This is a genomic window from Pseudomonas sp. B21_DOA (assembly GCA_030544685.1).
GTDB lineage: Bacteria > Pseudomonadota > Gammaproteobacteria > Pseudomonadales > Pseudomonadaceae > Aquipseudomonas > Aquipseudomonas fluorescens_AO.
The window spans coordinates 4,341,573-4,366,513 of the sequence record CP086683.1 but is presented as its reverse complement, the minus strand read 5'-3'; the positions used below and the strand labels follow the sequence as shown (position 1 = coordinate 4,366,513).

The window sequence follows — 24,941 nt, the reverse complement described above, 5'->3', positions numbered from 1 at the left end:
TGAACCAGGCGCCGATTCCCCTGTGGGAGCGAGCCTGCTCGCGAAGGCAGAGGGTCAGACAGCACAAATGTCACAGGCAGACCGCTTTCGCGAGCAGGCTCGCTCCCACAGGCCGATCTTCAGCTCTAAGTGAGCTCAGCACCCAGCACCACACTCAACGCACTGCGCGCATCATCCAGCTGCACCAGCGTCGCATGCCTGGCACCCAGCGCGTCGCGATTTTCAATTGCCGTCAGAATCGCCTTGTGCCTGGGCAACGCCAGTTCATGCAGATTCGGCCGTTGATTGGAATGCTTCAACGCCTCGGCGATCGCTACCGCCAACATGTTGCACAGGTTCGCCAGCAGGTCGTTGTGCGTGGCATCGGCAATGCGGCTGTGGAAGTCCAGGTCCGGCTGCAACAGCGCTTCCGGGGTCGGCGCGGCTTCCATGCGTTGGTAGGCTTCGTTGATCGCGGCGATGTCGGCATCGGTTGCATGCTGAGCGGCGAGGGCGGCGGCGGCCGGTTCGATGATGCTGCGCACACCGGTCAGCACGTTGAAGAATTCATTCTGCGGGCTGCTTTGCATCAGCCAGTGCAGCACGTCCGGGTCGAGCATGTGCCACTCGCGGCGCGCCTTGACGACCGTGCCCACGCGCGGTTTGGAATACACCAACCCCTTGGCCACCAGCACTCGAGTCGCTTCGCGCAACACCGGCCGACTGACCGCGTACTCCTCGCAGAGCAGGGCTTCGGCGGGCAGTTTGTCGTCGGGCAAAAAGCGTCCGGAGACGATCTGCATGCCCAGTTCCTGGACGATGCGCGAGTGCATGCTTTTACGGTCGGAAGGTTTGCGGTAATCCATGGGGAGTGGCGCGATCCTGAGCGATGGAGATGCCGCGCATCATAGCAGGCACGGCACAATCTTGAGGTAGGCAATGATCGTTCCCACGCTCTGCGTGGGAATGCCTCAAGGGACGCTCCGCGTTCCAGCTCTGAAAGGGACGCGGAGCGTCCGGGCTGCATTCCCACGCGGAGCGTGGGAACGATCAGTGGGGGTCAATGGGAGTGACGCGGAACCTCGGCACCACGGCAACCGACCAGGAAGTCAAAATCGCAACCCTGATCCGCCTGCAGCACGTGGTCGATGTACAGCTGACGATAACCGCCCACCAACAACTGCTGCGGCGCTTGCAGATCAGCCATGCGTGCGGCCAGTTCAGCATCCGGAATGTCCAGATGCAAACGGCCGCTGGCGCAATCGAGTTCGATCCAGTCGCCTTCCTGCACCGCCGCCAAAGGCCCGCCCGCTGCCGCTTCCGGCGCGACGTGCAGAACCACCGTGCCATACGCCGTGCCGCTCATCCGTGCGTCAGAAATGCGCACCATGTCGGTCACGCCTTCTGCCAGCAGCTTGGCCGGCAGGCCCATGTTGCCGACTTCGGCCATGCCCGGATAACCCTTCGGCCCGCAGTTCTTCATCACCAGAATCGAATCCTTATCGACGTCCAGCTCCGGATCGTTGATCCGCGCCTTGTACATGTCGAAGTTCTCGAACACCACCGCGCGCCCGCGATGCTGCATCAGTTCAGCAGTGGCGGCGGAGGGCTTGAGTACCGCACCCAGCGGCGCCAGATTGCCGCGCAACACGCAAATGCCGCCGTCGGCGCGAATCGGATTGTCGAGGGTGCGGATCACTTGGTCTTCACCGTAGATCGGCGCGTCCTTGGTGTTCTCGCCGATGGACTTGCCATTGACGGTCAGCGCGTTCGGGTTGGGGATCAGATTGGCTTCACCCAAGCGGCGCAGTACCGCTGGCAAACCACCGGCGTAATAGAACTCTTCCATCAGGAAACGCCCGGACGGTTGCAGGTCGACGATGGTCGGCATGCCGCGACCGATGCGCGTCCAGTCGTCCAGATCGAGCTCGACGCCGATGCGCCCGGCGATGGCTTTCAAGTGGATCACGGCGTTGGTCGAACCGCCGATGGCAGCGTTGACACGAATAGCGTTTTCGAAGGCTTCCTTGGTGAGGATCTTCGACAGTTTCAAATCTTCGCGAACCATCTCCACCGCACGCATGCCGGACATGTGCGCCAGCACATAACGGCGTGCATCCACAGCCGGAATCGCCGCGTTGTGCGGCAGCGAAGTGCCCAGCGCTTCAGCCATGCACGCCATGGTCGACGCGGTGCCCATGGTGTTGCAGGTGCCCGCCGAACGCGACATGCCGCCCTCGGCTGCGAGGAAGTCATCGATGGTGATGGTGCCGGCCTTGACCTGTTCGCTGAGCTGCCAGACCACGGTGCCGGAACCGATGTTCTTGCCTTTGTGCTTGCCGTTGAGCATCGGCCCGCCGGTGACGACGATGGCCGGCACGTCGCAACTGGCTGCGCCCATCAACAGCGCCGGAGTGGTTTTGTCGCAACCGGTGAGCAGCACGACGCCGTCGATCGGGTTGCCGCGAATCGCTTCCTCAACGTCCATGCTCGCCAGGTTGCGGGTGAGCATGGCAGTCGGGCGCAGGTTCGATTCGCCGTTGGAGAACACCGGGAATTCCACCGGAAAACCACCGGCCTCGATCACCCCGCGTTTGACGTGCTCCGCGATCTGGCGGAAGTGCGCGTTGCACGGGGTCAGTTCCGACCAGGTGTTGCAGATGCCGATGATCGGCTTGCCGTGGAACTGATGGTCGGCGATGCCCTGATTCTTCATCCAGCTGCGGTACATGAAGCCGTTCTTGTCGGCCGTGCCAAACCATTGGGCGGAGCGCAGGGTGGGTTTCTTATCAGACATGATCGATTCTCTTATTGTAAGACTATTGTTTGCGAGCTGACGCTTAATCTAAGCTCAAAATCTGCGCTTTGGAAGTGTTGTTGGGTAATTAGTATTACTATATAGTCGTTTTTGACGGAGGGATGGCCCTGGCTGTTTCGGCGAGAGGCGTCCCCCGAGGTTCTATAAAAACAACAATCGGAGACCGATCTCATGAGCCAGGAATTGCGGCTTGTCCGGCGCATCACACTGAAACTGATTCCCTTCCTGATCCTGCTGTACCTGATCGCCTATGTGGATCGCTCCGCCGTCGGCTTTGCCAAGCTGCACATGGGCGCCGACATTGGCATCGGCGACGCCGCCTATGGCCTCGGCGCCGGGCTGTTTTTCATCGGCTACTTTCTTCTCGAAATCCCCAGCAACCTGATGCTCGAACGCTTCGGCGCACGGCGCTGGTTCGCGCGGATCATGATCACCTGGGGCGCGATCACCATCGGCATGGCCTTCGTGCAAGGGCCGCACAGCTTCTATGTGATGCGCTTTCTGCTCGGCGCGGCGGAGGCGGGCTTCTTCCCTGGCGTGCTGTACTACATCACCCAGTGGTTCCCGGTGCGCCATCGCGGCAAGATCCTCGGCCTGTTCATCCTCTCGCAACCCATTGCGATGATGATCACCGGTCCCGTGTCCGGCGGTTTGCTGGGCATGGACGGCATCCTTGGTCTGCACGGCTGGCAGTGGCTGTTCATCGTCATCGGCACCCCGGCGATCCTGCTGACCTGGCCGGTCCTGCGCTGGCTGCCGGACGGCCCGCAGCAAGTGAAGTGGATGGATCAGGCGGAAAAAGACTGGCTGACCGGCGAGCTGAAAAAGGATCTGCAGGAGTACGGCCAGACCCGCCACGGCAATCCATTGCATGCGCTGAAAGACAAACGCGTGTTGCTGCTGGCGCTGTTCTATCTGCCAGTGACCCTGAGCATTTATGGCCTCGGCCTGTGGCTGCCGACGCTGATCAAACAGTTCGGCGGCAGCGATCTGGTCACCGGTTTCGTTTCTTCCGTGCCGTACATTTTCGGGATCATCGGTCTGCTGATCATTCCGCGCAGCTCCGATCGTTTGAATGATCGCTACGGCCACTTGGCGGTGCTCTATGTGCTCGGTGCGCTGGGCCTGTTCCTCAGTGCCTGGCTGTCGCTGCCGGTGGCGCAACTGGCGGCGCTATGTCTGGTGGCATTCGCGTTGTTCTCGTGCACAGCGGTGTTCTGGACCTTGCCCGGGCGTTTCTTTGCTGGCGCCAGTGCCGCGGCGGGGATTGCCTTGATCAACTCGGTCGGCAACCTCGGCGGGTATATCGGGCCGTTCGTGATTGGCGCGTTGAAGGAATACACCGGCAATCTGGCTTCGGGGCTGTATTTCCTCTCGGGCGTGATGGTGTTCGGGCTGATTCTGACCGGCATCGTTTATCGCGTTCTGGAACGCAAGCATGTGCTGCCCGTCGACCAGTTCGCCGCCAGCGCCCGTGGCGCGACCCGAACCTGACACCTATGGATCAATTACCACCCCTGTGGGAGCTGGCTTGCCAGCGATGACGGCAGCACATCCAACATTGATGTGTCAGACAGGTTGCTATCGCTGGCAAGCCAGCTCCCACAGGGTTTTGCGGTGTTTCGGAATTTTGGATAAAGGAGAGGACATATGCATCTGGTTCAATTCGAATTACCCAACGGTGAGCGCCGTGTCGGCGTGGTCGACAACGGTCAGGTCCGCGAAGTGCAGGACGCGCGGAGTGTGCGCGATCTGGCTCTGTCCGCGATCGAAGCCGGCAGCTCCCTTGAGCAGCAAGTGCAAAGCCTCGGCTTCGGCGCCAGCCACGACTACGCGCAGTTGCTCAAAGACCTGCGCATCCTGCCGCCACTCGATCACCCGGACCCGGCGCACATGCTGGTCAGCGGTACCGGCCTGACCCATTTGGGCAGCGCCTCGGCGCGGGACAAGATGCACCAGCAGGCCGGCGATGAAGCGGCGATGACCGACACCATGCGCATTTTCAAATGGGGCGTGGAGGGTGGCAAACCGGCGGCGGGGCAGGCCGGCGTGCAACCAGAGTGGTTCTACAAGGGCGACGGCAGCATCGTCGTGCGTCCGGGGCAGCCGTTCCCGCTGCCGCCGTTCGCCGAAGACGCTGGCGAAGAGCCGGAGATGGCCGGCCTGTACATCATTGGCAACGACGGCAAGCCGTATCGCCTCGGTTTTGCGGTAGGCAACGAGTTCTCCGACCACGTCATGGAGCGCAAGAATTACCTGTACCTGGCGCACTCGAAATTGCGCAGTTGCAGTTATGGTCCGGAACTTCGCACCGGTGAATTGCCTCAACACCTTGCCGGCACCAGCCGAATCCTGCGTGACGGCGAAGTGCTCTGGCAGAACGAGTTCCTCAGCGGCGAGGCCAACATGTGCCACAGCCTGGCGAACCTCGAATACCACCACTTCAAATACAGTCAGTTCCTGCGTCCGGGCGACGTGCACATTCACTTTTTCGGCACTGCGACCCTGTCGTTTGCCGACGGCATCCGCACCCAGCCGGGCGACACGTTCGAGATCAGCCAGGCCGACTTCGGCGCACCGCTGGTCAACGGTATCGCGCCGGTTCAGGCGGCTTTTGAACCGGACAGCATCGGCACCCTTTAAGGAGATCCCATGACTCAGATTCTCGGTCACAACTACATCGGCGGTCAGCGCAGCGCCGCCGGCAGCGTCAAACTGCACTCGGTCGACGCCAGCACTGGCGAGGCCCTGCCGCACGATTTCATTCAGGCCACAGCCGAAGAAGTCGACGCCGCCGCCAAGGCCGCCGCTGCGGCTTACCCGACCTATCGCAGCCTCAGCGCCGAACGTCGCGCGCAGTTCCTCGACGCAGTCGCCGATGAACTGGATGCGCTTGGCGACGATTTCCTCGCCGTGGTCTGCCGCGAAACCGCGCTGCCGGCCGGACGCATTCAGGGCGAGCGCGGTCGCACCAGCGGGCAGATGCGTCTGTTCGCCAAAGTCCTGCGTCGCGGTGATTTCTATGGCGCACGCATCGATCTGGCCTTGCCGGACCGCCAACCGCTGCCACGTCCGGATCTGCGCCAATACCGCATCGGCCTCGGCCCGGTTGCGGTGTTTGGTGCGAGCAACTTCCCGCTGGCATTCTCCACTGCCGGTGGCGATACCGCAGCAGCACTGGCCGCCGGTTGCCCGGTGGTGTTCAAGGCGCACAGCGGCCACATGGCCACCGCTGAACTGGTCGCCGACGCGATCATTCGTGCAGCGGAAAAACCGGCATGCCTGCCGGCGTGTTCAACATGATCTACGGTGGCGGCGTCGGCGAATGGCTGGTCAAGCATCCGGCGATTCAGGCCGTTGGTTTCACTGGCTCGCTGAAGGGCGGTCGCGCTTTGTGCGACATGGCCGCTGCACGTCCGCAACCGATCCCGGTGTTTGCCGAGATGTCGAGCATCAACCCGGTCATCGTCCTGCCCCAGGCACTGGCCACGCGTTCGGAAACCGTTGCGCGTGACCTCACCGCTTCGGTGGTGCAGGGTTGCGGTCAGTTCTGCACCAACCCGGGTCTGGTCATCGGTATTCGCTCGCCGCAGTTCAGCGCGTTTGTAGAGCAGGTCGCCGCTGCGATCGGTGATCAACCGGCGCAAACCATGCTCAACGCCGGCACCCTCGGCAGCTATGGCAAAGGCCTGGAAAAGCTTCTCGCGCACAGCGGCATCGAGCATCTGGCCGGTAATCCGCAGCAGGGCAACCAAGCGCAGCCGCAGCTGTTCAAGGCTGATGTCAGCCTGTTGATCAACGGTGACGAAGTGCTGCAGGAAGAAGTATTCGGCCCGACCACGGTCATCATCGAAGTGGCCGATCAGGCACAACTGAGCGCAGCGCTGCACGGCCTGCACGGTCAATTGACCGCGACGATCATTGGTGAGCCGTCTGACTTCGAGCAATTCGCCGAACTGACGCCACTGCTGGAACAGAAGGTCGGGCGCATCCTGCTCAACGGTTATCCGACCGGTGTCGAAGTGTGCGATTCGATGGTGCATGGCGGGCCGTACCCGGCGACGTCCGATGCGCGCGGCACCTCGGTGGGCACGCTGGCGATCGATCGCTTCCTGCGCCCGGTGTGCTTCCAGAACTACCCGGACAGCTTGCTGCCCGAACCGCTGAAAAACGCCAACCCGCTGCGGATTCAGCGTTTGGTGGATGGCAAGCCATCGCGTGAGGCGATCTAGCCAACACCGCGATTTTTGTGTTGATCGTTCCCACGCTCTGCGTGGAATGCAGCCCGGGACGCTCTGCGTCCCACTGGAACGCGGAGCGTCCCTTGAGGCATTCCCACGCAGAGCGTGGGAACGATCAACTGGCACACCGCTTTCGCGAGCAGGCTCGCTCCCACAGAGGTTCCAGCAGGGGCCTTCGGATCACATTGGGCTATCATTGGCCCTTTCCCCTAGAAAGACTGTTTGCCATGACTGCCCAAACCCTTCTCAACGCCCTCGAACACTGCGGTATGGTCGAAATCGATGGCCTGCACGCCTTCGAATTCGCCCTCGACGAGGACGATAACCTGCACATCGAATGCATCGATGGCCGTGAAGCCAAGCACTGGGAATTCACCCCGGCGCAGGTCGCGGCGGCGACGTTCGATGAGACGCTGCAGAGCTGGCTGATCGTCGGTTACGCCAGCGACACCAAGACCACGGGCGAGCATCGTCTGGTGTGCCTCGGCGACGTAGTCAGCAGCAGCGACGATGAGGATGACAATAATGAAGATGCGTAACTTCTGGCCCTTGCTGATGGCCGGCAGCGTCGGCGCGATGGGGCTTTCCAGCGCCTCTGCCGACACCTTGCAGTTGCTGGTCGGCTCGTACACCGCCGGTTCCAGCCAAGGCATCTACCGCATGCAGTTCGACAGCGCCACCGGCCAGATCGACGCCAAGCCGCTGCAAGTGGTCAAGACCGAAAACCCTTCGTGGCTGACCCTCTCGAAAGACCAGAAGCGCTTGTTCGTGGTCAACGAAAACGGCCCGGGCCAGACTGACCCGGTCGGTCGTGTCAGCAGCTTCGCCATCGACCCGAAGACCCACGCGCTAAGCCTGATCAATCAGGTGCAGAGCCTGGGCAACGAGCCGACCCACTCCAGCCTCAGCGCTGACGCCAAACACCTGTTCGTCAGCAACTACTCGGTGATGGAAGATCCGGGCGGCACCCTGGCGGTATTGCCGGTCGATGCCGACGGCCAGCTGAAACCGGTGGTGCAGATGAGCGGGCACCCGGCGAGTCGGGTCAACCCTGAGCGCCAAGCCTCGAATCACGTGCACTCGACGGTGTCGTCACCGGACGGTCGTTACGTGTTCTCCAATGATTTGGGCGCGGACAAGGTGTTCATCTATCAATACGACCCGAAGGCCAACCCGCACTTGCCGCTGACCCCGGCGAAAACCGCCTCGGTAGCCTTGCCGGCCGGCAGTGGCCCGCGTCATCTGCTGTTCAGCGCTGATGGCAAGCACGCTTGGCTGACCATGGAGATGAGCGCGCAGGTTGCCGTGTTCGACTACAACGAGGGCGTACTGACCCAGACGCAACTGGTCGATCTCGCGGCGGGCCAGCCAACCTCGGACAAGGCCGGCGCGGCGCTGCATGCCTCGGCTGATGGCAAGTTTCTCTACGTGAGCAATCGCGGCACGGCCAATCAGCTCGTAGTGTTCGGCGTTGATCCGGCGACCGGACAGTTGAAAGAGCTGCAAAAGCGCTCAGTCGAAGGTGATCACCCGCGCGAGTTTGCCCTCGATCCGAGCGGTAAATTCGTCTTGATTGCCAACCAGAAGAGCAACCAGATTGTCGTCGTCGAGCGCGATGCCAAGACCGGTCTGCTCGGCAAAACCGTGCAAAAACTGCCGATCGACGCGCCAAGCGATCTGAAATTCCTGGTGCGACAATAAGCCACAGGCCCCGGTCTGCGGGGCCTGCATCGTTGTATTAATTGCACTGATAACGGCTAATGCTACAAAAGATTTCAAGCGAGTAACCCTCGAGCGTTACGTTTGTTTCACAGCCCGACCGGGCAAACCAAGCAAACGAACACGAGGGTTACCGCCATGAACTTCAATCTCTTCTCCGTCATCGCCGCTTCCGCCATTTCTGCCACCGTGGTATTGCCAGCCGGTGCCAACGTCGAAATCGCCAGCAAAAATCCCACACCCAGAGCTACACCCAGAAATACCTGCAACAAAGCGCCAACTTCTACGCCGCGCTGGATCACAAAACCCAGGCCTGAAATTCCCGTCACCTGAAAAGGGCTGTCGAAGGCTGCGATTTACGTCAAAGATCGCAGCCTTCGACGGCCCTTTTTGCGCGCGCTCAACACCACCGATCGTTCCCACGCGCTACGTTTTTGATCGTTCCACGCTCTGCGTGGGAATGCCTCTAGGGACGCTCCGCGTTCCATGGGACGCGGAGCGTCCCGGCTGCATTCCCACGCAGAGCGTGGGTACGATCGAACGATCAGTAAGAGGCATTACTTTGCGCGTGGGAACGATCAGTGGTGCGCGGCATTCGGTCATAGGTTTCTTCAAGCGAGGGAATAGAGCGGCTAAATAATCAACGAAGCTGATGTTCACCATTGCAAACCCTGAGTGGTTACCCCGGCTTTTTTGATTGATTCTGTGGCCATCGAAACCTTTGCCCACGGAGAACACCATGGCCAGCGCAATCCTCACTTCCGCCAAACGCGGCGCCTACCTGGCCATCGGTCTGTACCTGGCCGTGGTGCTGTTCGTCAGCATCAGCGCACAGATGGAACACAGCTTCGACGCCCCGATCGACGTCGCCCACCCCGGCATCCAGTTCGAACTGCGCTCGCAAAGTGCGATGGTCGACAGGGCCGAACTCGCAGGAGTCGGCGGCGCATGAAAGGCTACAGACTCTGGGTCATCGCCAGCCTCGCGCTGATGACCAACGGCGCCTCACTCTTGGGATTTGGCCAGGGCTCGGTGGGCGGCTTGGCCCGGGCCATAGAGGCCAACCACAACATCGCGCACAACATTGAACGCGCCAACACGCTGGGGCTGATGGCCGGCAATCCACCGGTCAAGGTCGCGGTGGATTTTCTCGGGCCGTTTGAAGTGGATTGCATGGCGCTGGGCATGTGCAACGCCCTGGCGTAGACAGTGATCGTTCCCATGCTCTGCGTGGGAATGCAGCCCCGGACGCTCTGCGTCCCTCCAAAGCCGAACGCGGAGCGTCCGTTGAGGCATTCCCACGCGGAGCGTGGGAACGATCAATCGAGTTACTTCTTCATGATTGAAGTGAACAGCTCGGATTCGAGCAAGCGCTGTAACCAGGCTTGTAAGCGCACATAAGGCGTCTGCGCAAACCACTCGCGATCAACATGAGCGAACTGTCGGACGAAGGGCAGCAGGGCGATGTCGGCGAGGCTTGGGTTATCGGCGAGCAAATAATCGCGGCCTTCGAGCAGCTCATCCAGTTTCTGCAGAAACAACGCACCTTCAGCCCGATAAGCTTCCATCGGCTGCTCAGGGTAACGCTCGGCGTACTTGTAGCGATTCAATGCCGATTTGAAAATCTGATCATTACCCTCTATCAGTTTTTCCATCCACAGCGCTGCGAACGAATCCCCGGCCAGCAACCAATCATCCGGATCATTCTGCGCCAACGCCCAGCGCATGATCTGCAGACTCTCATCAATCACCACGCCATCGGCATTCAGCACCGGCACGGTGCCTTTGGGCGAGAGCGCGAGCATTTCCGCCGGCTTGTTCTTGAGGCTGACCTCAACGATCTCCACCGGCACGCCCGCATAGCGCAGGGCCATTCGCGCACGCATCGCGTAAGGGCAGCGGCGGAAGGAATACAGCGTGTTCATTTCACCTCCAGCGTGCTCAAACCATTGCCCTGGCGCCGCACCTGAATCTGCACCGGGATGCGTTCGTGCATTTCCTGCACGTGGGAAATCACCGCCACCTTGCGCCCCTGCGCCTGCAAGCCATCGAGCGCGTCCATGGCCAGTTGCAGCGATTCCGGATCGAGACTGCCGAAGCCTTCGTCGATAAACAGCGATTCGATTTTCAGCGTGCTCGACGCCATTGACGCCAGACCCAGCGCCAATGCCAGCGATACGAGGAACGTCTCGCCGCCGGAAAGCGAATGCACTGAGCGCAGTTCGTCGCCCATTTCCGTGTCCATCACCAGCAAGCCGAGCATGCTGCCGCCGCGTTTGAGGCGATAGCGTTTGACCAGTTGGCGCAGCTGCGCGTTGGCGTGATGCACGAGCAAGTCGAGGTTGTAGGCCTGAGCGATCTTGCGGAAGGTGTCGCCGGTCGCCGAGCCGATCAAGGCACTGAGCCGCGCCCAGCGCTGGTACTCGGCGTAGGCCTCGGCGATCTGCTGGGCCAGCGCCTGATTGGCGTTCTGCCGGCGCTGGTCTTCAACCTGTTCGGCGCGCAATTCGGCGCAGTGCTGCTCGCTGACGGCGAACTGGTTTTGCAGCTCGGCGAGGGCGCTGTCGAGCTGTTCGGCGTCAAGAGTGCCGTCCTGCCGGGCCTGATGATCGAGCAGTCGCTGATCGCGCTCCTGCAACAAGACCTGGGCCTGTTCGATGGCTTTTTCGTTGTGCTGAAGGGTCTGGCGTAGCTCAGCGACTTGGGCGTCGTCAACGCTCAACAAGTCTTCCAGGCCGCCGTCATCCAGTTCCGGATGGCTGGCGCGCCACTCGGCGATCTTGTTGGCGAGCGCCTGGTCTTCAGCTTCCATCGCCTGCAAGCGTTCCTGCTGCGATTTGAGTTCTGCAGCGATTTGCACAAGCTGTGTGCGCACGCTTTGCAGCTCCTCAGCGGTGCTGGTTTCGGCACTGCGCGCCTGTTCCACCGTGTGTTCCAGTTGCTGCTGCCAATGCTCGGCGCTGCTGTGCTCGCCCAGTAACTGCGCGAGTTTTTCCTGACAGTTTTGCTGTTGCTCGGTCAACGCCGTGAATTGCTGCTCGGCGCTGTGCAGTTGCTGAGTGCGCAGCTGCTGGCGATCCTGCTCTTTCTCCAGCGTTTGTTGGCGTTGCTGCTGTTCGCTCAGTTCTTCCTTTTGCTGCTCGAGCTGGGCCAAACGCTCGGCGATCTGCCGGTCCAACTGCATGAACGTTGCCGCCGGCTCAAGGCGCAAGGCCTCGAGCGTGTCGGCGGGCAACAGCGGGCCGAACGCGGCGAGTTCTTCTTCAAGGCGCTGACGGTCGCTGTTGAGTTCATGCTGCTGATGGCTCAGCTGTTGCGTCGCTTGCTGATGCGCCACTTCGGCCTGACGCAATTGTTGCGACAGGCGCGCGGCGTCCTGTTGCAAGGTGAGCAGGGCGCTTTGCCGTTGTTCGTCCTGAGTGATGCTCTGGTTCAACTGCTCGGTCTGGCGGCTGAGCCAGGCGTCGCGTTTGTCGGCGTCCTGATTGAACAGTTGCGCGGCCAGCGGATGCGCGTCGAGGCTCGGCGCCAAGGCTTGTTGCTGCGCCGCCAGTTGTTCCTGTTGCTGCAGCAGCTCTTTCTGTTGTGCGATCACGCCACCGACTTCGCCGCGCAGCTCAATCAGTTTTTCCTTGAGCTGATCGACCACTTGCTGGGCGTTGGCCTGTTCGCTTTCATCGTGGCGGCCGAGGCTTTGCAACAGCGCTTCGGGCTGATGATACGGATGCTCGTTGCTGCCGCAGACCGGACAGGGCTGATCGTCCTGCAACTGCGCGCGCAACTCTTCGACACTGGCGCTGCGCGCCAGCCGCTGCCGCTCGAGCAGTTCCCGAGTGACGCTGAGGGTCTGCTCGGCGACGGTCAGTTCGGCCTTGGTTTTCACCCCGTCCTGGGTCAGGCGTTCGCGTTGTTGCTGCGCGTCGACCTGACGTTGTTGCAACTCGGCGCTGCGCTTGTCGAGATCCTGCTGAGACGCCCACAAGCGCGACAGGTCTTCGATTGCGCGCAGCTGTTTGCGGTTGTCCTGGAGCAAGGTGCCGAGCAGGCCGATCTGTTCGGCCACCGCATCGGGCTCGGCGCCGGCCTCTTTGAACAGCACTTCCAGTTGCTGTTTGTGCGAGGCCAGTTGCTCAGCACTGCGCGCGGCGTTCTGTTCGAGGGAGGCCAGTTCGCTCTGGCCCTTGTTCAAGCGGTTGCCGATCAGCATCAGCTGTTGCAGACGATCGCGATAGGCGCTCCAGGCATCGCTCAATGGCGCCAGATGCGCACTCTGCTCAAGCTCGCTGGCGATGCGTTGCAAACGCTCGGCGACCTCAGCCTGTTTTTCCTGCAAGGCCTGAATTGCGCTTTGGCCGTCCTTGAATGCTTGCTCGGCTGCTTGCCGAGCTTCGGCGCTGCTGGCGGTGTCCTTGATCAGGCGGGCGAGGGTGCTTTGCTCTTCGAATGCCTGACGCAGCAACGGCGCATTTTCGCTCTGGCGTTGTTGCGCTGCGCTCAGGGCGACTTTCGCTGCGTCGAGGTTCTGTTCCAGCTGCGTCTGGCGTTCGCCCAGCGCCGCGTGTTGTTGGGTGTGTGCGGCAATCTGCGCCGCCAATGGCGTCAGCAGCGCATCGAGCTGGGCCTTGCGCGCGAACTGATGGCGTTGCGGGCCAAGCTGTTCCAGACGCGTCAGTTTCACCCGCTCGCCGGCCAGTGCCTGCCATTGCTGTTGCGCGGTTTGCAGTTGTTCGCTGGCCGCTTGCTGCGCTTCCTGCAACAGACGCAAATCCTTCAGCCAGGCATGCTGTTGCTCAAGCTGTTTGAGCTGCGCCTGTTGCGCCTTCATCTGTTGCTGCGCAGTGTTGAATCGCTCGTCGAGTTCGGCGCGCGCTTCCGGCGCCATTGGCGTCACGCCGGTGGCCTGATCCTGCAACAGCTTGTGTGCTTCGCGGGCTTCTTTGGTCTTGTCGAAGGCGCGACGGCCTAGGCGGGTGTACAGCGCGGTGTCGGTGAGTTTTTCCAGCAGTTCACTGCGGTCGTTGTCGTCAGCCTTGAGGAACGCACTGAACTCACTCTGCGCCAGCAGCACAGCGCGAGTGAACTGTTCAAAGCTCAGGCCCAGCGCGGCTTCCAGCTGGGTTTTGTATTCGCCTTTCTGGCTGGCGAGCAGTTGATCCTGATCGATATCGCGCAGGCTCTGCCGACTGGCCTGGAGCTTGCCGCCAGCCTTCTCGCGAGCGCGATTGGCTTCCCAGCGCGCGCGATAGCGACGGCCATCGACGCCGACAAAATCCACTTCGGCATAGCCTTCACCGGTGCCGCGTCGCAGCAAGGTGCGCGGGTCGCCAGTGGCGATTTCACCGTCAGCATCCGGGACTTTCGCATCACGGCCGGTGTTGTTCAGACGCGGCACAGCGCCAAACAGCGCCAGGCACAAGGCATCGAGCAACGTGCTTTTGCCGGCGCCCGTCGGGCCGGTGATTGCGAACAGACCGGCGCTGGCCAGCGGTTCGGCGGTGAAATCGATCTCGAACGGACCGGCCAGCGAGGCCAGGTTCTTCAAACGAATGGCGAGAATTTTCATGGCTGCTCGCCCTCCAGTTGCACGTCCTGCAGCAGTTCGGCGAAGTCCTTGAGCGTCTGCTCGTCGACCTCGCTGCCGTAGTTATCGAGCCAGGCGCGGCTGAACAGTTCCTGCGGGGTGAGCTGGTCGAGTTCGATCAGCGTGCTTCCATCATCGCCTCCATCGGCGCTACGATTGCCGGCGTATTCAGCGGCGATGCGCACCAGACGCACGGCTTTGCCTTGCAGTGCGGTTTCCACTTGGTGGCGCAGATCCGGCTGCGGCTCATCCAGGCGCACGCGCACTTCGAGCCATGGCTGGCGCTGGGTTTCGGCGAGCAGATCGATGTTCGGCAGGTCGGCCAGTTGCAGCAGAATCTCGGCCAGCGGCGCCGGGCCGATGCGCTGCAGATTGACCGAGCGCGGGATCAGTTTCGGCTCGACGCTGACCAGAGTTTCACCGTCCAGGACCACATCGAGAATCTGATGCGGATAACCGATTTCGGAGAACGACAGCGGAATCGGCGAGCCGCTGTAGCGGATGCGCTCCTCACCGTTGACCTTCTGCGGCTTGTGCAAATGGCCGAGGGCGACATAGCTGATGCTTTCGCCGAACAGGCTGGCGGGCAGCGCTTCGGCATTGCCGATGATCAGGCTGCGCTCGGAATCCTCCGACACCGAACCACCGGCCATGTGCGCGTGGCTGATAGCGATCAACGCCTGACCGGGCTGACGCTTGGCATTCGCCGCCGCGATGAGCCACTCATGCACCTGACCGATGCCGCGCAAATAGTTGTCGCCCAGATGCGCGCCAGTGACCTCCGCCGGGCGCAAGAACGGCAGCGCCAGACACCATGCGGCGATTTCACCGGTTTTATCCGGCAACGGCAGCAACAGCCGTTCGGCGTCCAGTTGCCCGTCATCCATCCACAACACCCGACCCAGCGCATGGGTGCGCAAACGCCGCATCAACGGCGCGGGCAATTCGATCCGTGAGCCGGAATCATGGTTGCCGGCAATCATGACGATGGTCAGCAGCGGCTGCTGTTCGTGAGCGCTGACGATGAAGTCGTAAAGGCGTTCCTGAGCTTTGACCGGCGGATTGACCGTATCGAAGATGTCCCCGGCGATCAGCAGCACATCCGGCTGCGCCAGGTGCAACTGGCGCAGCAGCCATTCGAGAAAACACGCGTGCTCGAAATCGCGCTCCTGGCCGTGCAGGTTTTGCCCAAGGTGCCAGTCGGAGGTGTGGAACAGACGCAAGGTGGACTCCGCATTTTGATCAAGAGGGTGGCCGCGAGGAACAAAGGGCGGCGAGAGGAGGGAGTTTACTGGCAAATCACGCCCCTTGCCTTGTCGTGTGTCTGCTTGCACCGACAGCGGCGAATATTTCGGTAATCGGCCGATGCGGCTGGCGCTTGTGCATCCGGCGCACTTGTTCGCTCAGTCGCAACAACTCTTCACTGGGCTTGGCCCATTGCTCTTTCGGCAGCGGCTCGGACCATTCGCGCATGACTTCCGGCAGCGCCTGCTTGCCGATTCTTTCCAGCCGACGAATTTCCCATTCGAGCAGACGGTTGGGAATCGTCCATAAAGTCATGACGTGATACAGGTACCAAAAGAACCCCGACAACCGCGAGCGGCGGCCTTCATGGATCTGCTGATGCATCCGCGCGCGGGCATTGTGGAATGTATGCAGGCCTTCGTGGGGTGGGTCGTCCGGGCCTTGCAGATCCTGCAAATCCTGAATCGATTTGAGGTCGTTGACTTCGTACTCCATGTAACCGCGAATCGCTTCCCAATGACTGATCGCAAGCTCCCGGCCGGCGCATTGGAATTCGAGGCTGGTGAGGGTATCGCCGTGATGAAAACCGATGCCCATGCCGTATTGGCGATGGACGCCGAATTGGGTGGCGCCTTTGGCTTCGATGATCCAGGCGGACAGCGATTCCCATGGGATGAAGACTGGTTCGGTGGCGCCTTCGGGCATGAAGCAGACTTCGCGGCGTTGGCGGTTGAAGCGGGTTGGGATGACGGAGAGGCGTTTTTTGTGGACGTGGTGCCAGACGCCCAGGTTAATACACAAACAACAAAAAATGGTCAAAGAGCCCGTACCAGTCAAAGCATCGAAAACTCCTTCGATGGCGCCGCATATGTCATTCCACCCCGAACCTGCCAGAAAAAACATAAAACCAGCAATTGCGGGAAAAAGGCACGTGATCATGAAGGTTGCACTAAAGGGCAACCCTACTGTTACCTGCCACATGAACACTTGTGGCGGTCCTATCCCGAATTCCATGTAAACATCATTGAGCTCACCGATATGTGGGCCATAAGGGGGCATCGGTGTGGGCAGTGGCAACGGTGCGAGATAGGTGATCTTTCCGCTTGGAAACGGCTCTACATCGCCCGCTTTTCTGACCACCTCACATTGCGCATCAACAATAGGCTCATTGTGATTATTCAGCATGGTCAGCCCATTCGAGGTATTGAGTTTCTACCAGCAGAACCATCGGGTTTTCCTTGACCAACCCGGTAGCAACAACTGAGAAATGGCCGCCACCCCGAGGGTCTCTCGCCTCGGCCAAGATCAACCGAAACATCCGCATCCAACGCGGTCCCCTGTGGGAGCGAGCCTGCTCGCGAAGGCGCTCAAACAGGCAAAAAACCTCCCTCCGTCTGGTCACAAAACTGCTCTGCATCAGTCCACAGCCCGCCTGCAAATCTCAGCGAAAATCTGCGTAATCGGCCGATGCGGCTGGCGCTTGTGCATCCGCCGCACTTGTTCGCTCAGCCGCAACAACTCTTCACTGGGCTTGGCCCATTGCTCTTTCGGCAGCGGCTCGGACCATGCGCGCATGACTTCCGGCAACGCCTGTTTGCCGATTCTTTCCAGACGGCGCACTTCCCATTCGACCAAACGGTTGGGAATCGTCCATAAGGTCATGACGTGATACAGGTACCAGAAGAACCCCGAAAGCCGCGAGCGGCGGCCTTCACGGATCTGCTGATGCATCCGCGCGCGGGCATTGCGGAAAGTGTGCAGGCCTTCGTGGGGTGGGTCGTCTGGGCCTTGAAGGTCTTGCAAATCCTGAATCGATTTGAGGTCGTTGACTTCGTACTCCATGTAACCGCGAATCGCTTCCCAATGACTGATCGCGAGCTCCAGGCCGGCGCATTGGAATTCCTGGCTTATGAGGGTTTCACCTTGGTAGAAACCGATGCCCATGCCGTATTGGCGATGGATGCCAAACTGGGTGGCGCCTTTGGCTTCGATGATCCACGCGGACAGCGATTCCCATGGGATGAAGACTGGTTCGGTGGCGCCCTCGGGCATGAAACAGACTTCGCGGCGTTGACGGTTGAAGCGGGTTGGGATGAGGGTGGCGCGGGTTTTGTGGACGTGGTGCCAGACGCCTAGGCCAATAAACAAGGCAATTAAACCCGTTGAGAAAGCCAATTTGTAAATGGCAAAAAAATACCCTCAATGACTTCTTTAATGAACTCCCAGCTATCACCTAACAGAAGTCCTATAAACCCTCCCATCAGTGGATATAGAAACGCGATCATTAATGTGCCGCTGAATGGTCCGCCTAAAATGACTTGCCAAGAAAAAACCTCCAGTGTCCCTAAACCGAAATCCATATAAACGTCATTCAGTTCACCAATATGCGGACCGTAAGCTGGCATTGATGTTGGTAATGGCAAGGGCGCGAGATAGGTAATTTTTCCGCTCGGAAACGCCTCAATGTCACCGGTCTTTCTAGGCTGTCGAAGCGGGCGAGTTGCTAATGGATCATCGTGATTATTCAGCATGGTCAGCTCTTTCTAACAGGTGAGCCTCAACCAGCAAAACTGGAGGTTTTTCTTTGACCTGTTGGGGAGTAACAACCCCAAAATGACCCTCACCACGCGGGTCGAGGTGAATGACGCGAGTTCGAGATGCCCATTCACCTTTTTTATTCAATGTCTGAACGCACACAGCCAATTCCAGCGTTTCTTTCGCGGGAACAAATTCCGACCCGAGGCCCGCTGGATACTGGAGACAAAGTATCAGTCCTTCTGGGCTGGACTTCACGATGCGCAGGCTGCTTAAAATCTCGTCACTAATGACATCTCGCTGCTCTCGTGGTGCTCCTCGACTGTGCAGCGGAATTGAAATGCGGTGCGCGCCGATACCTAAACGGGAGGTTGGGTTGCCGCCAAACGGACGCAGCAGATCATTCAGCGTTAGGGTCGGCAATGCTAAGTGAATATCGCTGGGTTTGGCTTTGAATAACAGATCCTTCAGCCAAGAGTCGTACAGATTTGGGCCAAGCTGCGCGTAAGGTGCGTGAATTAAAAAAGCCAGATAACTTTGATAGTCATCAAGTGAGTGGTCGCCACGCATCTCGCTATCCCTACTCCACGGTGTGATTTTCAACCATTTATCGTGAGCACTGATGTTGTAGCGGCTGTACAGCAAGCTACCCCCAGCTCTAGAACAGTAAAAAGTGCTCCAGCGAGATTGAAGCGGAAAAAGACGGTGGATAAACGTGTGCCAGCAGCGGCCCAAGCAGCTCTACGAGCGGCATTACTTGACGCCTTCAATACCTTGAATGTGGAGTGGACAGTGTTGGTCAAACCATAGCCACTAACTGATGTCATGCCACCAGCTCCCATCGTCGCCAATGCAGCTGCGCTTTGCGCCGAATGATTTCCACTGCGAACCGCCTGTTCCCAGTTTTTGCGCTGCGTGACAATACTGTTCGTAGAAGAAGCCAACCCTGACAAATATGTAAAAAACCCAATCCCACATGCAATTTCCCCATCTGCACGTGCACGGTCTGCAAGGCATGGAGCTGAACGCTTGCCACTAGAGAAGCGCAGCGAACTTTTAACGCAGTATCAGCAAGACTTTGTGCGGCACTAAATCCCGCCGCTCCCGTTGCAACGACTGAATTCATCAACGAGGTCCACACTCTTTCATTTACAGCCTGCCTGCGCAGCTCCCGATAAACCCCACCAAATTCACCACCTGCACCAACACCACCAACAACCCCATCCCCTCCGTCCGCACCAGACTCGCCTTCGAAACTCCCGCCACTCCCGCGCGAATGTTCTCCAGCAACCCACGCAATTCCCCGTGCTGCGCCGGCGGAAACACCACCGTCAATCCCGCTTTCGCCGGGGTGGCGCCGTACAGCCGCGCCGAGCGATCCGGCAGTTCGTCGATCGGGCTTAACGCTGCCGCGAGGCGGCCTTCGAACAGCGCCAATTGCGTGCGCACGCGGACGATTTCCTGCTGCAATTCCACCGCCCGGGCGGTTTTGTGGCCCTGGCGGTTTTTGTTGTGGGTGAGCTGGTTGCGTTCGCGGTTGAGGGTTTTCAGGTAGTCGCGCTCGCGCAGCACTTCCTTGATCGTGGCTTGCAGCGCCGCTTGCTCTGCCGGTGTGGACACGGTGAAGGTCACGCCGCTGGTTCGCGCGGCGTCGAAGACGCGCAGGCGCAGGGCTTTGGGCAAGCGCTGGAACAGTTCGTCGAGGTCGGGGATTTTCTCGCCGGCAAGATCAAAACCTTCCAGCGCCCGGCTCAGGCCGAGGTTCAGCGCCGGGCTGTAGGTGTCTTGCACCGCGTCCGCCAAGACGCGACTGTGTGCGGGCAGCTGCGGCTGCTCGATGCTCTGCAATTTGGCCAGCCAGTCCGGCAGGTTGTTGAACATCGCCATGCCGGCGTTGAACAGCGTTGAATATTGCCCGGCCTGTTCGCTCTGCAAGCGCAGCGGCAAGGTGTAGAACAGCGGGCGGGTCAGTTGCGGGTGTTGCTTGAGGTAATCGAGCATTTGTTCGTTGGCCGCGTCGCTGCGGCCGATGTCCTTGAGGCAGGCGTATTCGCTGGCGAGCGCCTGATCGATCTGCAGTTGGCCGTCGAAATACCACGCCGAGCGATGGAAACGCCCGGCGCACAGCAGTTGCGCGCGGTCGGCGGTGATGCGTTCGAGCATGCGATTCCAGCGGCCCAGGTTGTCGCGATGACTGTTCAGCACCTCGTCCATGGCCGGGCGGTCGATCAGGTCGTTGATGCCGCGTTTGCCGCTGAGCAGCGGGCCGTCGAGCACGTCTTTCATGCGCCGGTTCTGATCCTTGCCGAGCTCGACCAGTGTGCTCAGGTGGCGCTCGACGAAATCGGCCGGGGCCACTTCAGCGAAATATTCGCGGGTGTAAAAGCGTCGATCCGCCTCGGCGGTGACACGAGCGTGCGCGGTGAAATCCGGGGCGACGCCGTCGAAGCGGTTCAGCGCCAATGACTCGTCCAAAGCCTTTTCGCGCTGTTGTTGCAGTTCAGGTCGAGCCTGAGTATCGGTCGGGACAACCTCACCACCTTTGTTCAAATACTCAAGCAATGCGTGCCGGGTATTTTCACGATCCGGTTCGGGCAATTGCTCCAGTTCAGCGAACAATGCCTGGGCGCGTGGATCGTCGCTGGCCTTGGCCAGGGTGTCGAAATCCTGAGCGCCCAACTGGCTCAGCGACTCGATGTAACTGGCCAGCAGATAGTCGCGCTCGTTGTTGTCGGTGTTGCTCCACTGCTCGATCCAGCCGACCACCAGGTCCTGATAATCAGCCAGATCGCGCATCACGCCGAGGTCGTCGTTGACCAGCAGAGAACAGCGTGTCGTCCTGATATGGTCCGCGCACCCGCCCGAGAAATTCGCCGATATGCGCCTCGCGAAAACGTCGCGGGTTTTCCCACAGATAGGGCTCACGCTCGTGCTCCGGCGCGTCGCTGACCTGCACCGCCGGCATCCGCGTGGCGTCCGCCTCGGCCAGCGGTTTCGCTGTGCAGGCCACTTCCGCCAGCCACTGTTTGGCCTGGGCCACGGTGAGCAAATGCTCGCCGCCGATCAGACAATGCACCGGGCCGAGATCGACCGCCTGCATGAAGTGCTCGCGCTCCTCCGCGCTGTCCAGCATCTGTCGGCATTTCGCCGCGCTCAACTGCACGTCGGCGAAGGTCACGTAAAGGGTGCTTTTGCGCGAGAAGATCAACGCCGGACGTTCTTCGATGGCGCTGCGCTGATCCTCGCTGACGCTTTTGCCGCGATGCAGCAATGCGCTGATGACGCCGTCGAGCACGCGATATTCGTACAGCTCACCGTTGAGACTGTCGACGATGTACAGCCAGCCATCGCGCAGGCGGCGGATGCCCATGGGGCGCGTGGTCAGGGTGTACGGCAGCGTGATTTCGGTGCTGGGATCGAAGGGTTTTTCCACCAGGCCGTATGCGAGGGGCAATAGTTGCACGTGAGTGTTGCGCAAGGGCAGGCGGCTGGTGCACCAATGGGCGCTTTCGAGGCGGCAGCTGCCGCGAGGTTGGCGGGGTGCATCATTGAGCACATTTCCCTGTGTCTGTTTGTGACGGAGAAATGTGCGTGTATCTGAAAAACGACAGCAGTCAGATCTTTCTGTGTTTTGCGTAGGAATCGAACACTCGGGATGAAACCTACAAGGGATCGTCCGAAATCTTACAGAGGTTACTTCGGATGAATCGTGAGTAACGCTGAAGGCCTACCCGCGCTCGCAAACCGACGCAGGGCAAACAGAGCCTTTAACAGGCGTATTGCCCGAGGATACGAGCTGTACCGCTCATCGAAACCGATTGTTCAATCCATCGATTGATTGACGCCAAAATAGTGGCCACCTAATATCATGCCGGCTGATGCGCTAGTGCAGAGACGCCAGCGACTCTTTGCGCTCATCCGCGCCGCTGTCCGGCCGAGCATGGCACCTGATCAGATCGATTATTGCCCGTTACAGGATCTTCTACATGGACGTTCGTCATACGTATTTCTCGCGCACCAGTCTCCTGCCCCTGTGGGCGAACTCATCAGTTTATTGGCATGCCCAAGCGCGGACAGACGTTCCTGCTGGCAAACATCATGGTCTTGCAGCCACTATGAGCGCAGTCCGATGGCATCGTCGTTGCCGATCCCAGTATCTCGCTGGATCGTGCGGGTAATGGAGCAGAACCAGGGACAAACCAAGTTCTTATAAATAGAGGTCTGTCCCCCCGAGGTCCCCCGCGGAGGGTTTGTCGTCGCGGCGGGCGGATCGGGATGGCGAACTGGACGCCGGAGGGCTTCGTCGGGCAGATGTTCAAAATTCTCGGCCAGCGGAAAATCGTGTCTGGAGCCAATGCAATGCATCTGATCAACTCTTTACCCTTCGTCATCGACACTGAACCCTATGACGCGTGGAAGCAGCAATGGGCAAATCAGGAAGGTCTGGATATTCATTCGTATATCAACGACCAATGCTACCCGGAACAGATATTGATGTTTTCCACGTTGCTCTTCCCGACGTTCATCGTGTCTGAGGGAGGCGTGTTCCTCGAGCGAAATTTTTCAAACGAGACGTTCGCGCGCTGCGTGAACCTGGTCGCTGGCGACATGGCGGAGGTTGAGCGGCTTATGAATTATGTGAAGATTTATGAAGTTTTTGGCCAATACGGAAATGGTGTATCGCCCAGAATATTTCTTCAGCTGTGCGAGATGATCGGGTTTGCCTGGCGAATGGTGTTGAAGGAAAAATTCCCGGACACGTTATTCACTGTCGAGGTGTCGAACTCGGATGAGAATTACGGCCCGGTGGTTACGTTTTATCAGGTGAAACAATGATTGACCCCTTCCCAACGCTCGCTGATAAAAGATTTTTCTTAATGTACCCACCTCAAGACCGTGGGCGAGCTTTTTACATTTCTTGAGTTGAGCCACCAATACAATGCCTAAATTTTCTTGTGTGTGCGGTCAGATAATCAATTTGTCTCATGGTACGTCCGAGTCCGAGTTTTCAATGGTTGCCGAGCGAAAGATAGATGAGCTGGGTGCTGCCTTGGCAGATCGTTGGTTGTCTGAGGAAGAGTTCTATCAGCAGATAGGTGCGAGTGCTACTGCTGTTTATCGCTGCAATAAATGCGAACGACTACATATTGATCAAGGTGGCGGAAACTTTTCTTCCTATATCAAGGAAGTATGATAGAGCGCGCCCACATGCTTTCGGGGAAAGAGTGGGAGCTGGATTGTTCACCAGCAAGAGGCTTCAAATGGACTTTTCAATTGCGGAGTACGGAGCGGTCGGCCCTTTGAATGGAAAACTGCCCAGAACTTAAGTGCACGACATTCTGGGAGCCGGTTTCGAAGTGTTCTGGAAAACAGCTGACTCCTGAATACTACGGATGCTTATTTTCAGCTCGACCTTCATGTCTATTACGACGCGCGAGATATGGTTAAAGGGGTAGAGTTTTTCGAAAGAAGCACGGTGTCCTGGAACGGCCACAAGCTGGTAGGCGAAACATCCACGGACGTGTTGGCTTTGTTTTGTCGCCACGGTATTGATCCCGTCATTGACGATGACGGATTTGAAGTCGGTGAGTTGGGTATGGGGTTCTATGTTGACGATGACGACGACTTGATCACCACTTTATATATCAATCTGCGTAGCGAAAACTCATTCAATGGCGTCGTGTTCTAACAGGAGCCAGAGATGATCATCTGCCCAAGATGTCAGCAGGATTAAATTGTCTGTGCCCATGTCAAGGCCACTGGCAAAGAATTATTCATGTGCCCAGAGTGTGACGCCACCTGGTTTTCAGTTGAGGCGATCGGCGTTGCGCCTTTTCTGGATTTTGGGACTTATATGGAAAGCATAGGCTTGTCGATGCTGTGGGACGAGTTGGACATTGTTTCCGGTTCAGAAGACTCAAAGAATGACAGTGTATGATCCGGTGATGAAGTGAGGTTGTTATGAAGGAGCTGTTCGGTCAGCCATACCGCCAGTCAGACCCTTATTGGATTGTCAAAGGGTATTTTGACAGGATGTATGATGATGGCCGTTTCATCGAGGCGGCCGGCTATATTGTGAGGCGTTGGGGGTTCAGTGTTGATGGAGCATACTGTAACTTCCCTGCTGTAAATAGCTCATTTGAAGAGGACCATTTCGAAGGAGTGGAGTTTTCTTATGGGTATCCCTCTAGCGATGCAGACACAATTATTGTCAGTGAAGAGGTCTGCATGGAATACCTTCGGCTAGCTTGTGATAAATACCTACAGCGCCATCCTGAAAGTAACGCTGAAGTAGATGTTCTCTTAAGTGGGAGCTATATCTGATAAGTAGAAGTGTTCCATTTGTCTAGCGCAGCTAAAAGTTATCCGATCAAGAGAAAGTTGAAAGATGAATGATTTCGAGTCAGTAAAGAAACTGATCATCCAGTTGGTTAAAGATAAAGCCGGTGATTTTGATGGTGACAGTTGGGAAGCTGATTACAAGCTGAACTGGGAAGACGAGTTAGCGGAAAGGCTAGCAAACGCTTTCTACAATATGTCCAGAGCGGCATCCGCCAAGGAAAATGCAGACGATGTCATGTTGAAAGTTGCGCTGATGAATTCACGTGTGGACTTCATGGATCTCGCCAATTTTTTCAGGGATATTTTCGACGATTTGGATGCACTGCTGCGCAAGCCAGTCTGGCCGGATATTCCAGAAGGATTTGATGATCAGGGCTACCACCAGTGAGTTATCCATAGGTGCAGAATGCGACGACATCGGGTCTTTAGTAAGGGGCGCGGGCGTCAAGCCTGACCATCTAGGAAGGAACTGCGCATCTTT

General features: G+C 58.9%; 23 protein-coding genes and 2 pseudogenes. 13 read left to right on the top strand and 12 right to left on the bottom strand.

Annotated elements, in window-relative coordinates; all coding sequences use genetic code 11:
• Positions 1 to 125 precede the first annotated feature (125 nt).
• The gene (locus tag LJU32_20095; GenBank protein WKV87882.1) at positions 126 to 845 is read right to left on the bottom strand and encodes a FadR family transcriptional regulator; all 720 of its coding nucleotides are present in this window, start codon (positions 843 to 845) and stop codon (positions 126 to 128) included.
• A 194-nt stretch (positions 846 to 1,039) separates the two neighbouring features.
• The gene (locus tag LJU32_20090; GenBank protein ID WKV87881.1) at positions 1,040 to 2,776 is read right to left on the bottom strand and encodes a dihydroxy-acid dehydratase; all 1,737 of its coding nucleotides are present in this window, start codon (positions 2,774 to 2,776) and stop codon (positions 1,040 to 1,042) included.
• A gap of 192 nt (positions 2,777 to 2,968) precedes the next feature.
• Here LJU32_20090 and LJU32_20085 point away from each other — a divergent pair, with 192 nt between their 5' ends.
• The 5 genes and pseudogenes from LJU32_20085 (at position 2,969) to LJU32_20065 (ending at position 8,739) form a co-directional block, all read left to right on the top strand.
• The gene (locus LJU32_20085) at positions 2,969 to 4,291 is read left to right on the top strand and encodes an MFS transporter (GenBank protein WKV87880.1); all 1,323 of its coding nucleotides are present in this window, start codon (positions 2,969 to 2,971) and stop codon (positions 4,289 to 4,291) included.
• Positions 4,292 to 4,447: 156 nt separating this feature from the next.
• Entirely contained in the window at positions 4,448 to 5,440 is a 993-nt protein-coding gene (locus tag LJU32_20080) for an FAH family protein (protein ID WKV87879.1), read from the top strand.
• A 9-nt stretch (positions 5,441 to 5,449) separates the two neighbouring features.
• A pseudogene (locus LJU32_20075) lies at positions 5,450 to 7,029 on the top strand (aldehyde dehydrogenase (NADP(+))).
• Positions 7,030 to 7,265: 236 nt separating this feature from the next.
• On the top strand, positions 7,266 to 7,577 hold the full coding sequence (locus tag LJU32_20070; GenBank protein WKV87878.1) for a DUF5629 family protein: 312 nt from the start codon (positions 7,266 to 7,268) through the stop codon (positions 7,575 to 7,577).
• Complete coding sequence (locus LJU32_20065) at positions 7,564 to 8,739, top strand: lactonase family protein (protein WKV87877.1); 1,176 nt, start codon at positions 7,564 to 7,566, stop codon at positions 8,737 to 8,739. Before LJU32_20070 ends, LJU32_20065 begins: the two co-directional genes overlap by 14 nt.
• Before the next feature lie 107 nt (positions 8,740 to 8,846).
• On the opposite strand, the gene LJU32_20060 is transcribed toward LJU32_20065, so the two are convergent.
• Complete coding sequence (locus LJU32_20060) at positions 8,847 to 9,059, bottom strand: hypothetical protein (GenBank protein ID WKV91225.1); 213 nt, start codon at positions 9,057 to 9,059, stop codon at positions 8,847 to 8,849.
• Between the two features lie 437 nt (positions 9,060 to 9,496).
• Here LJU32_20060 and LJU32_20055 point away from each other — a divergent pair, with 437 nt between their 5' ends.
• Positions 9,497 to 9,709: a hypothetical protein gene (locus tag LJU32_20055; protein WKV87876.1), complete on the top strand. Its 213-nt coding sequence runs from the start codon at positions 9,497 to 9,499 to the stop codon at positions 9,707 to 9,709.
• Positions 9,706 to 9,963, top strand: coding sequence for a hypothetical protein (locus tag LJU32_20050; GenBank protein WKV87875.1), 258 nt, complete (start codon positions 9,706 to 9,708; stop codon positions 9,961 to 9,963). Before LJU32_20055 ends, LJU32_20050 begins: the two co-directional genes overlap by 4 nt.
• 122 nt (positions 9,964 to 10,085) lie before the next feature.
• On the opposite strand, the gene LJU32_20045 is transcribed toward LJU32_20050, so the two are convergent.
• The 9 genes from LJU32_20045 to LJU32_20005 all read right to left on the bottom strand — a co-directional run bounded on the left by LJU32_20045 (position 10,086) and on the right by LJU32_20005 (position 21,572).
• Positions 10,086 to 10,682, bottom strand: a complete 597-nt coding sequence (locus tag LJU32_20045; protein WKV87874.1) for a glutathione S-transferase — start codon at positions 10,680 to 10,682, stop codon at positions 10,086 to 10,088.
• Positions 10,679 to 14,320, bottom strand: coding sequence for an AAA family ATPase (locus LJU32_20040; protein ID WKV87873.1), 3,642 nt, complete (start codon positions 14,318 to 14,320; stop codon positions 10,679 to 10,681). Before LJU32_20040 ends, LJU32_20045 begins: the two co-directional genes overlap by 4 nt.
• Positions 14,317 to 15,561, bottom strand: a complete 1,245-nt coding sequence (locus LJU32_20035; protein WKV87872.1) for an exonuclease SbcCD subunit D C-terminal domain-containing protein — start codon at positions 15,559 to 15,561, stop codon at positions 14,317 to 14,319. Before LJU32_20035 ends, LJU32_20040 begins: the two co-directional genes overlap by 4 nt.
• 76 nt (positions 15,562 to 15,637) lie before the next feature.
• Positions 15,638 to 16,768, bottom strand: a complete 1,131-nt coding sequence (locus LJU32_20030) for a hypothetical protein (GenBank protein ID WKV87871.1) — start codon at positions 16,766 to 16,768, stop codon at positions 15,638 to 15,640.
• A 231-nt stretch (positions 16,769 to 16,999) separates the two neighbouring features.
• The gene (locus tag LJU32_20025) at positions 17,000 to 17,731 is read right to left on the bottom strand and encodes a hypothetical protein (GenBank protein ID WKV87870.1); all 732 of its coding nucleotides are present in this window, start codon (positions 17,729 to 17,731) and stop codon (positions 17,000 to 17,002) included.
• 5 nt (positions 17,732 to 17,736) lie between these two features.
• Entirely contained in the window at positions 17,737 to 18,114 is a 378-nt protein-coding gene (locus LJU32_20020) for a hypothetical protein (GenBank protein WKV87869.1), read from the bottom strand.
• Entirely contained in the window at positions 18,104 to 18,763 is a 660-nt protein-coding gene (locus LJU32_20015; GenBank protein WKV87868.1) for a hypothetical protein, read from the bottom strand. The genes LJU32_20020 and LJU32_20015 overlap by 11 nt, the downstream gene beginning before the upstream one ends.
• 504 nt (positions 18,764 to 19,267) lie before the next feature.
• A complete protein-coding gene (locus tag LJU32_20010; protein ID WKV87867.1) occupies positions 19,268 to 20,914 on the bottom strand; it encodes a hypothetical protein in 1,647 nt (548 codons plus the stop codon).
• Entirely contained in the window at positions 20,898 to 21,572 is a 675-nt protein-coding gene (locus LJU32_20005; GenBank protein ID WKV87866.1) for a hypothetical protein, read from the bottom strand. Before LJU32_20005 ends, LJU32_20010 begins: the two co-directional genes overlap by 17 nt.
• A gap of 791 nt (positions 21,573 to 22,363) precedes the next feature.
• Here LJU32_20005 and LJU32_20000 point away from each other — a divergent pair.
• From LJU32_20000 to LJU32_19975, 6 genes and pseudogenes are all read left to right on the top strand, one after another.
• Positions 22,364 to 22,450: pseudogene (locus LJU32_20000) on the top strand (SAM-dependent methyltransferase).
• Complete coding sequence (locus tag LJU32_19995; protein ID WKV91158.1) at positions 22,430 to 22,954, top strand: hypothetical protein; 525 nt, start codon at positions 22,430 to 22,432, stop codon at positions 22,952 to 22,954. Before LJU32_20000 ends, LJU32_19995 begins: the two are co-directional and overlap by 21 nt.
• A gap of 175 nt (positions 22,955 to 23,129) precedes the next feature.
• Positions 23,130 to 23,312, top strand: a complete 183-nt coding sequence (locus LJU32_19990) for a hypothetical protein (protein ID WKV87865.1) — start codon at positions 23,130 to 23,132, stop codon at positions 23,310 to 23,312.
• Between the two features lie 282 nt (positions 23,313 to 23,594).
• On the top strand, positions 23,595 to 23,807 hold the full coding sequence (locus tag LJU32_19985) for a hypothetical protein (GenBank protein WKV87864.1): 213 nt from the start codon (positions 23,595 to 23,597) through the stop codon (positions 23,805 to 23,807).
• A gap of 272 nt (positions 23,808 to 24,079) precedes the next feature.
• A complete protein-coding gene (cdiI, locus tag LJU32_19980; GenBank protein ID WKV87863.1) occupies positions 24,080 to 24,442 on the top strand; it encodes a ribonuclease toxin immunity protein CdiI in 363 nt (120 codons plus the stop codon).
• A 64-nt stretch (positions 24,443 to 24,506) separates the two neighbouring features.
• Positions 24,507 to 24,848 carry a hypothetical protein gene (locus LJU32_19975; protein WKV87862.1) on the top strand — a complete coding sequence of 114 codons (342 nt, stop codon included), beginning with the start codon at positions 24,507 to 24,509 and terminating at the stop codon, positions 24,846 to 24,848.
• Positions 24,849 to 24,941: the final 93 nt, after the last annotated feature.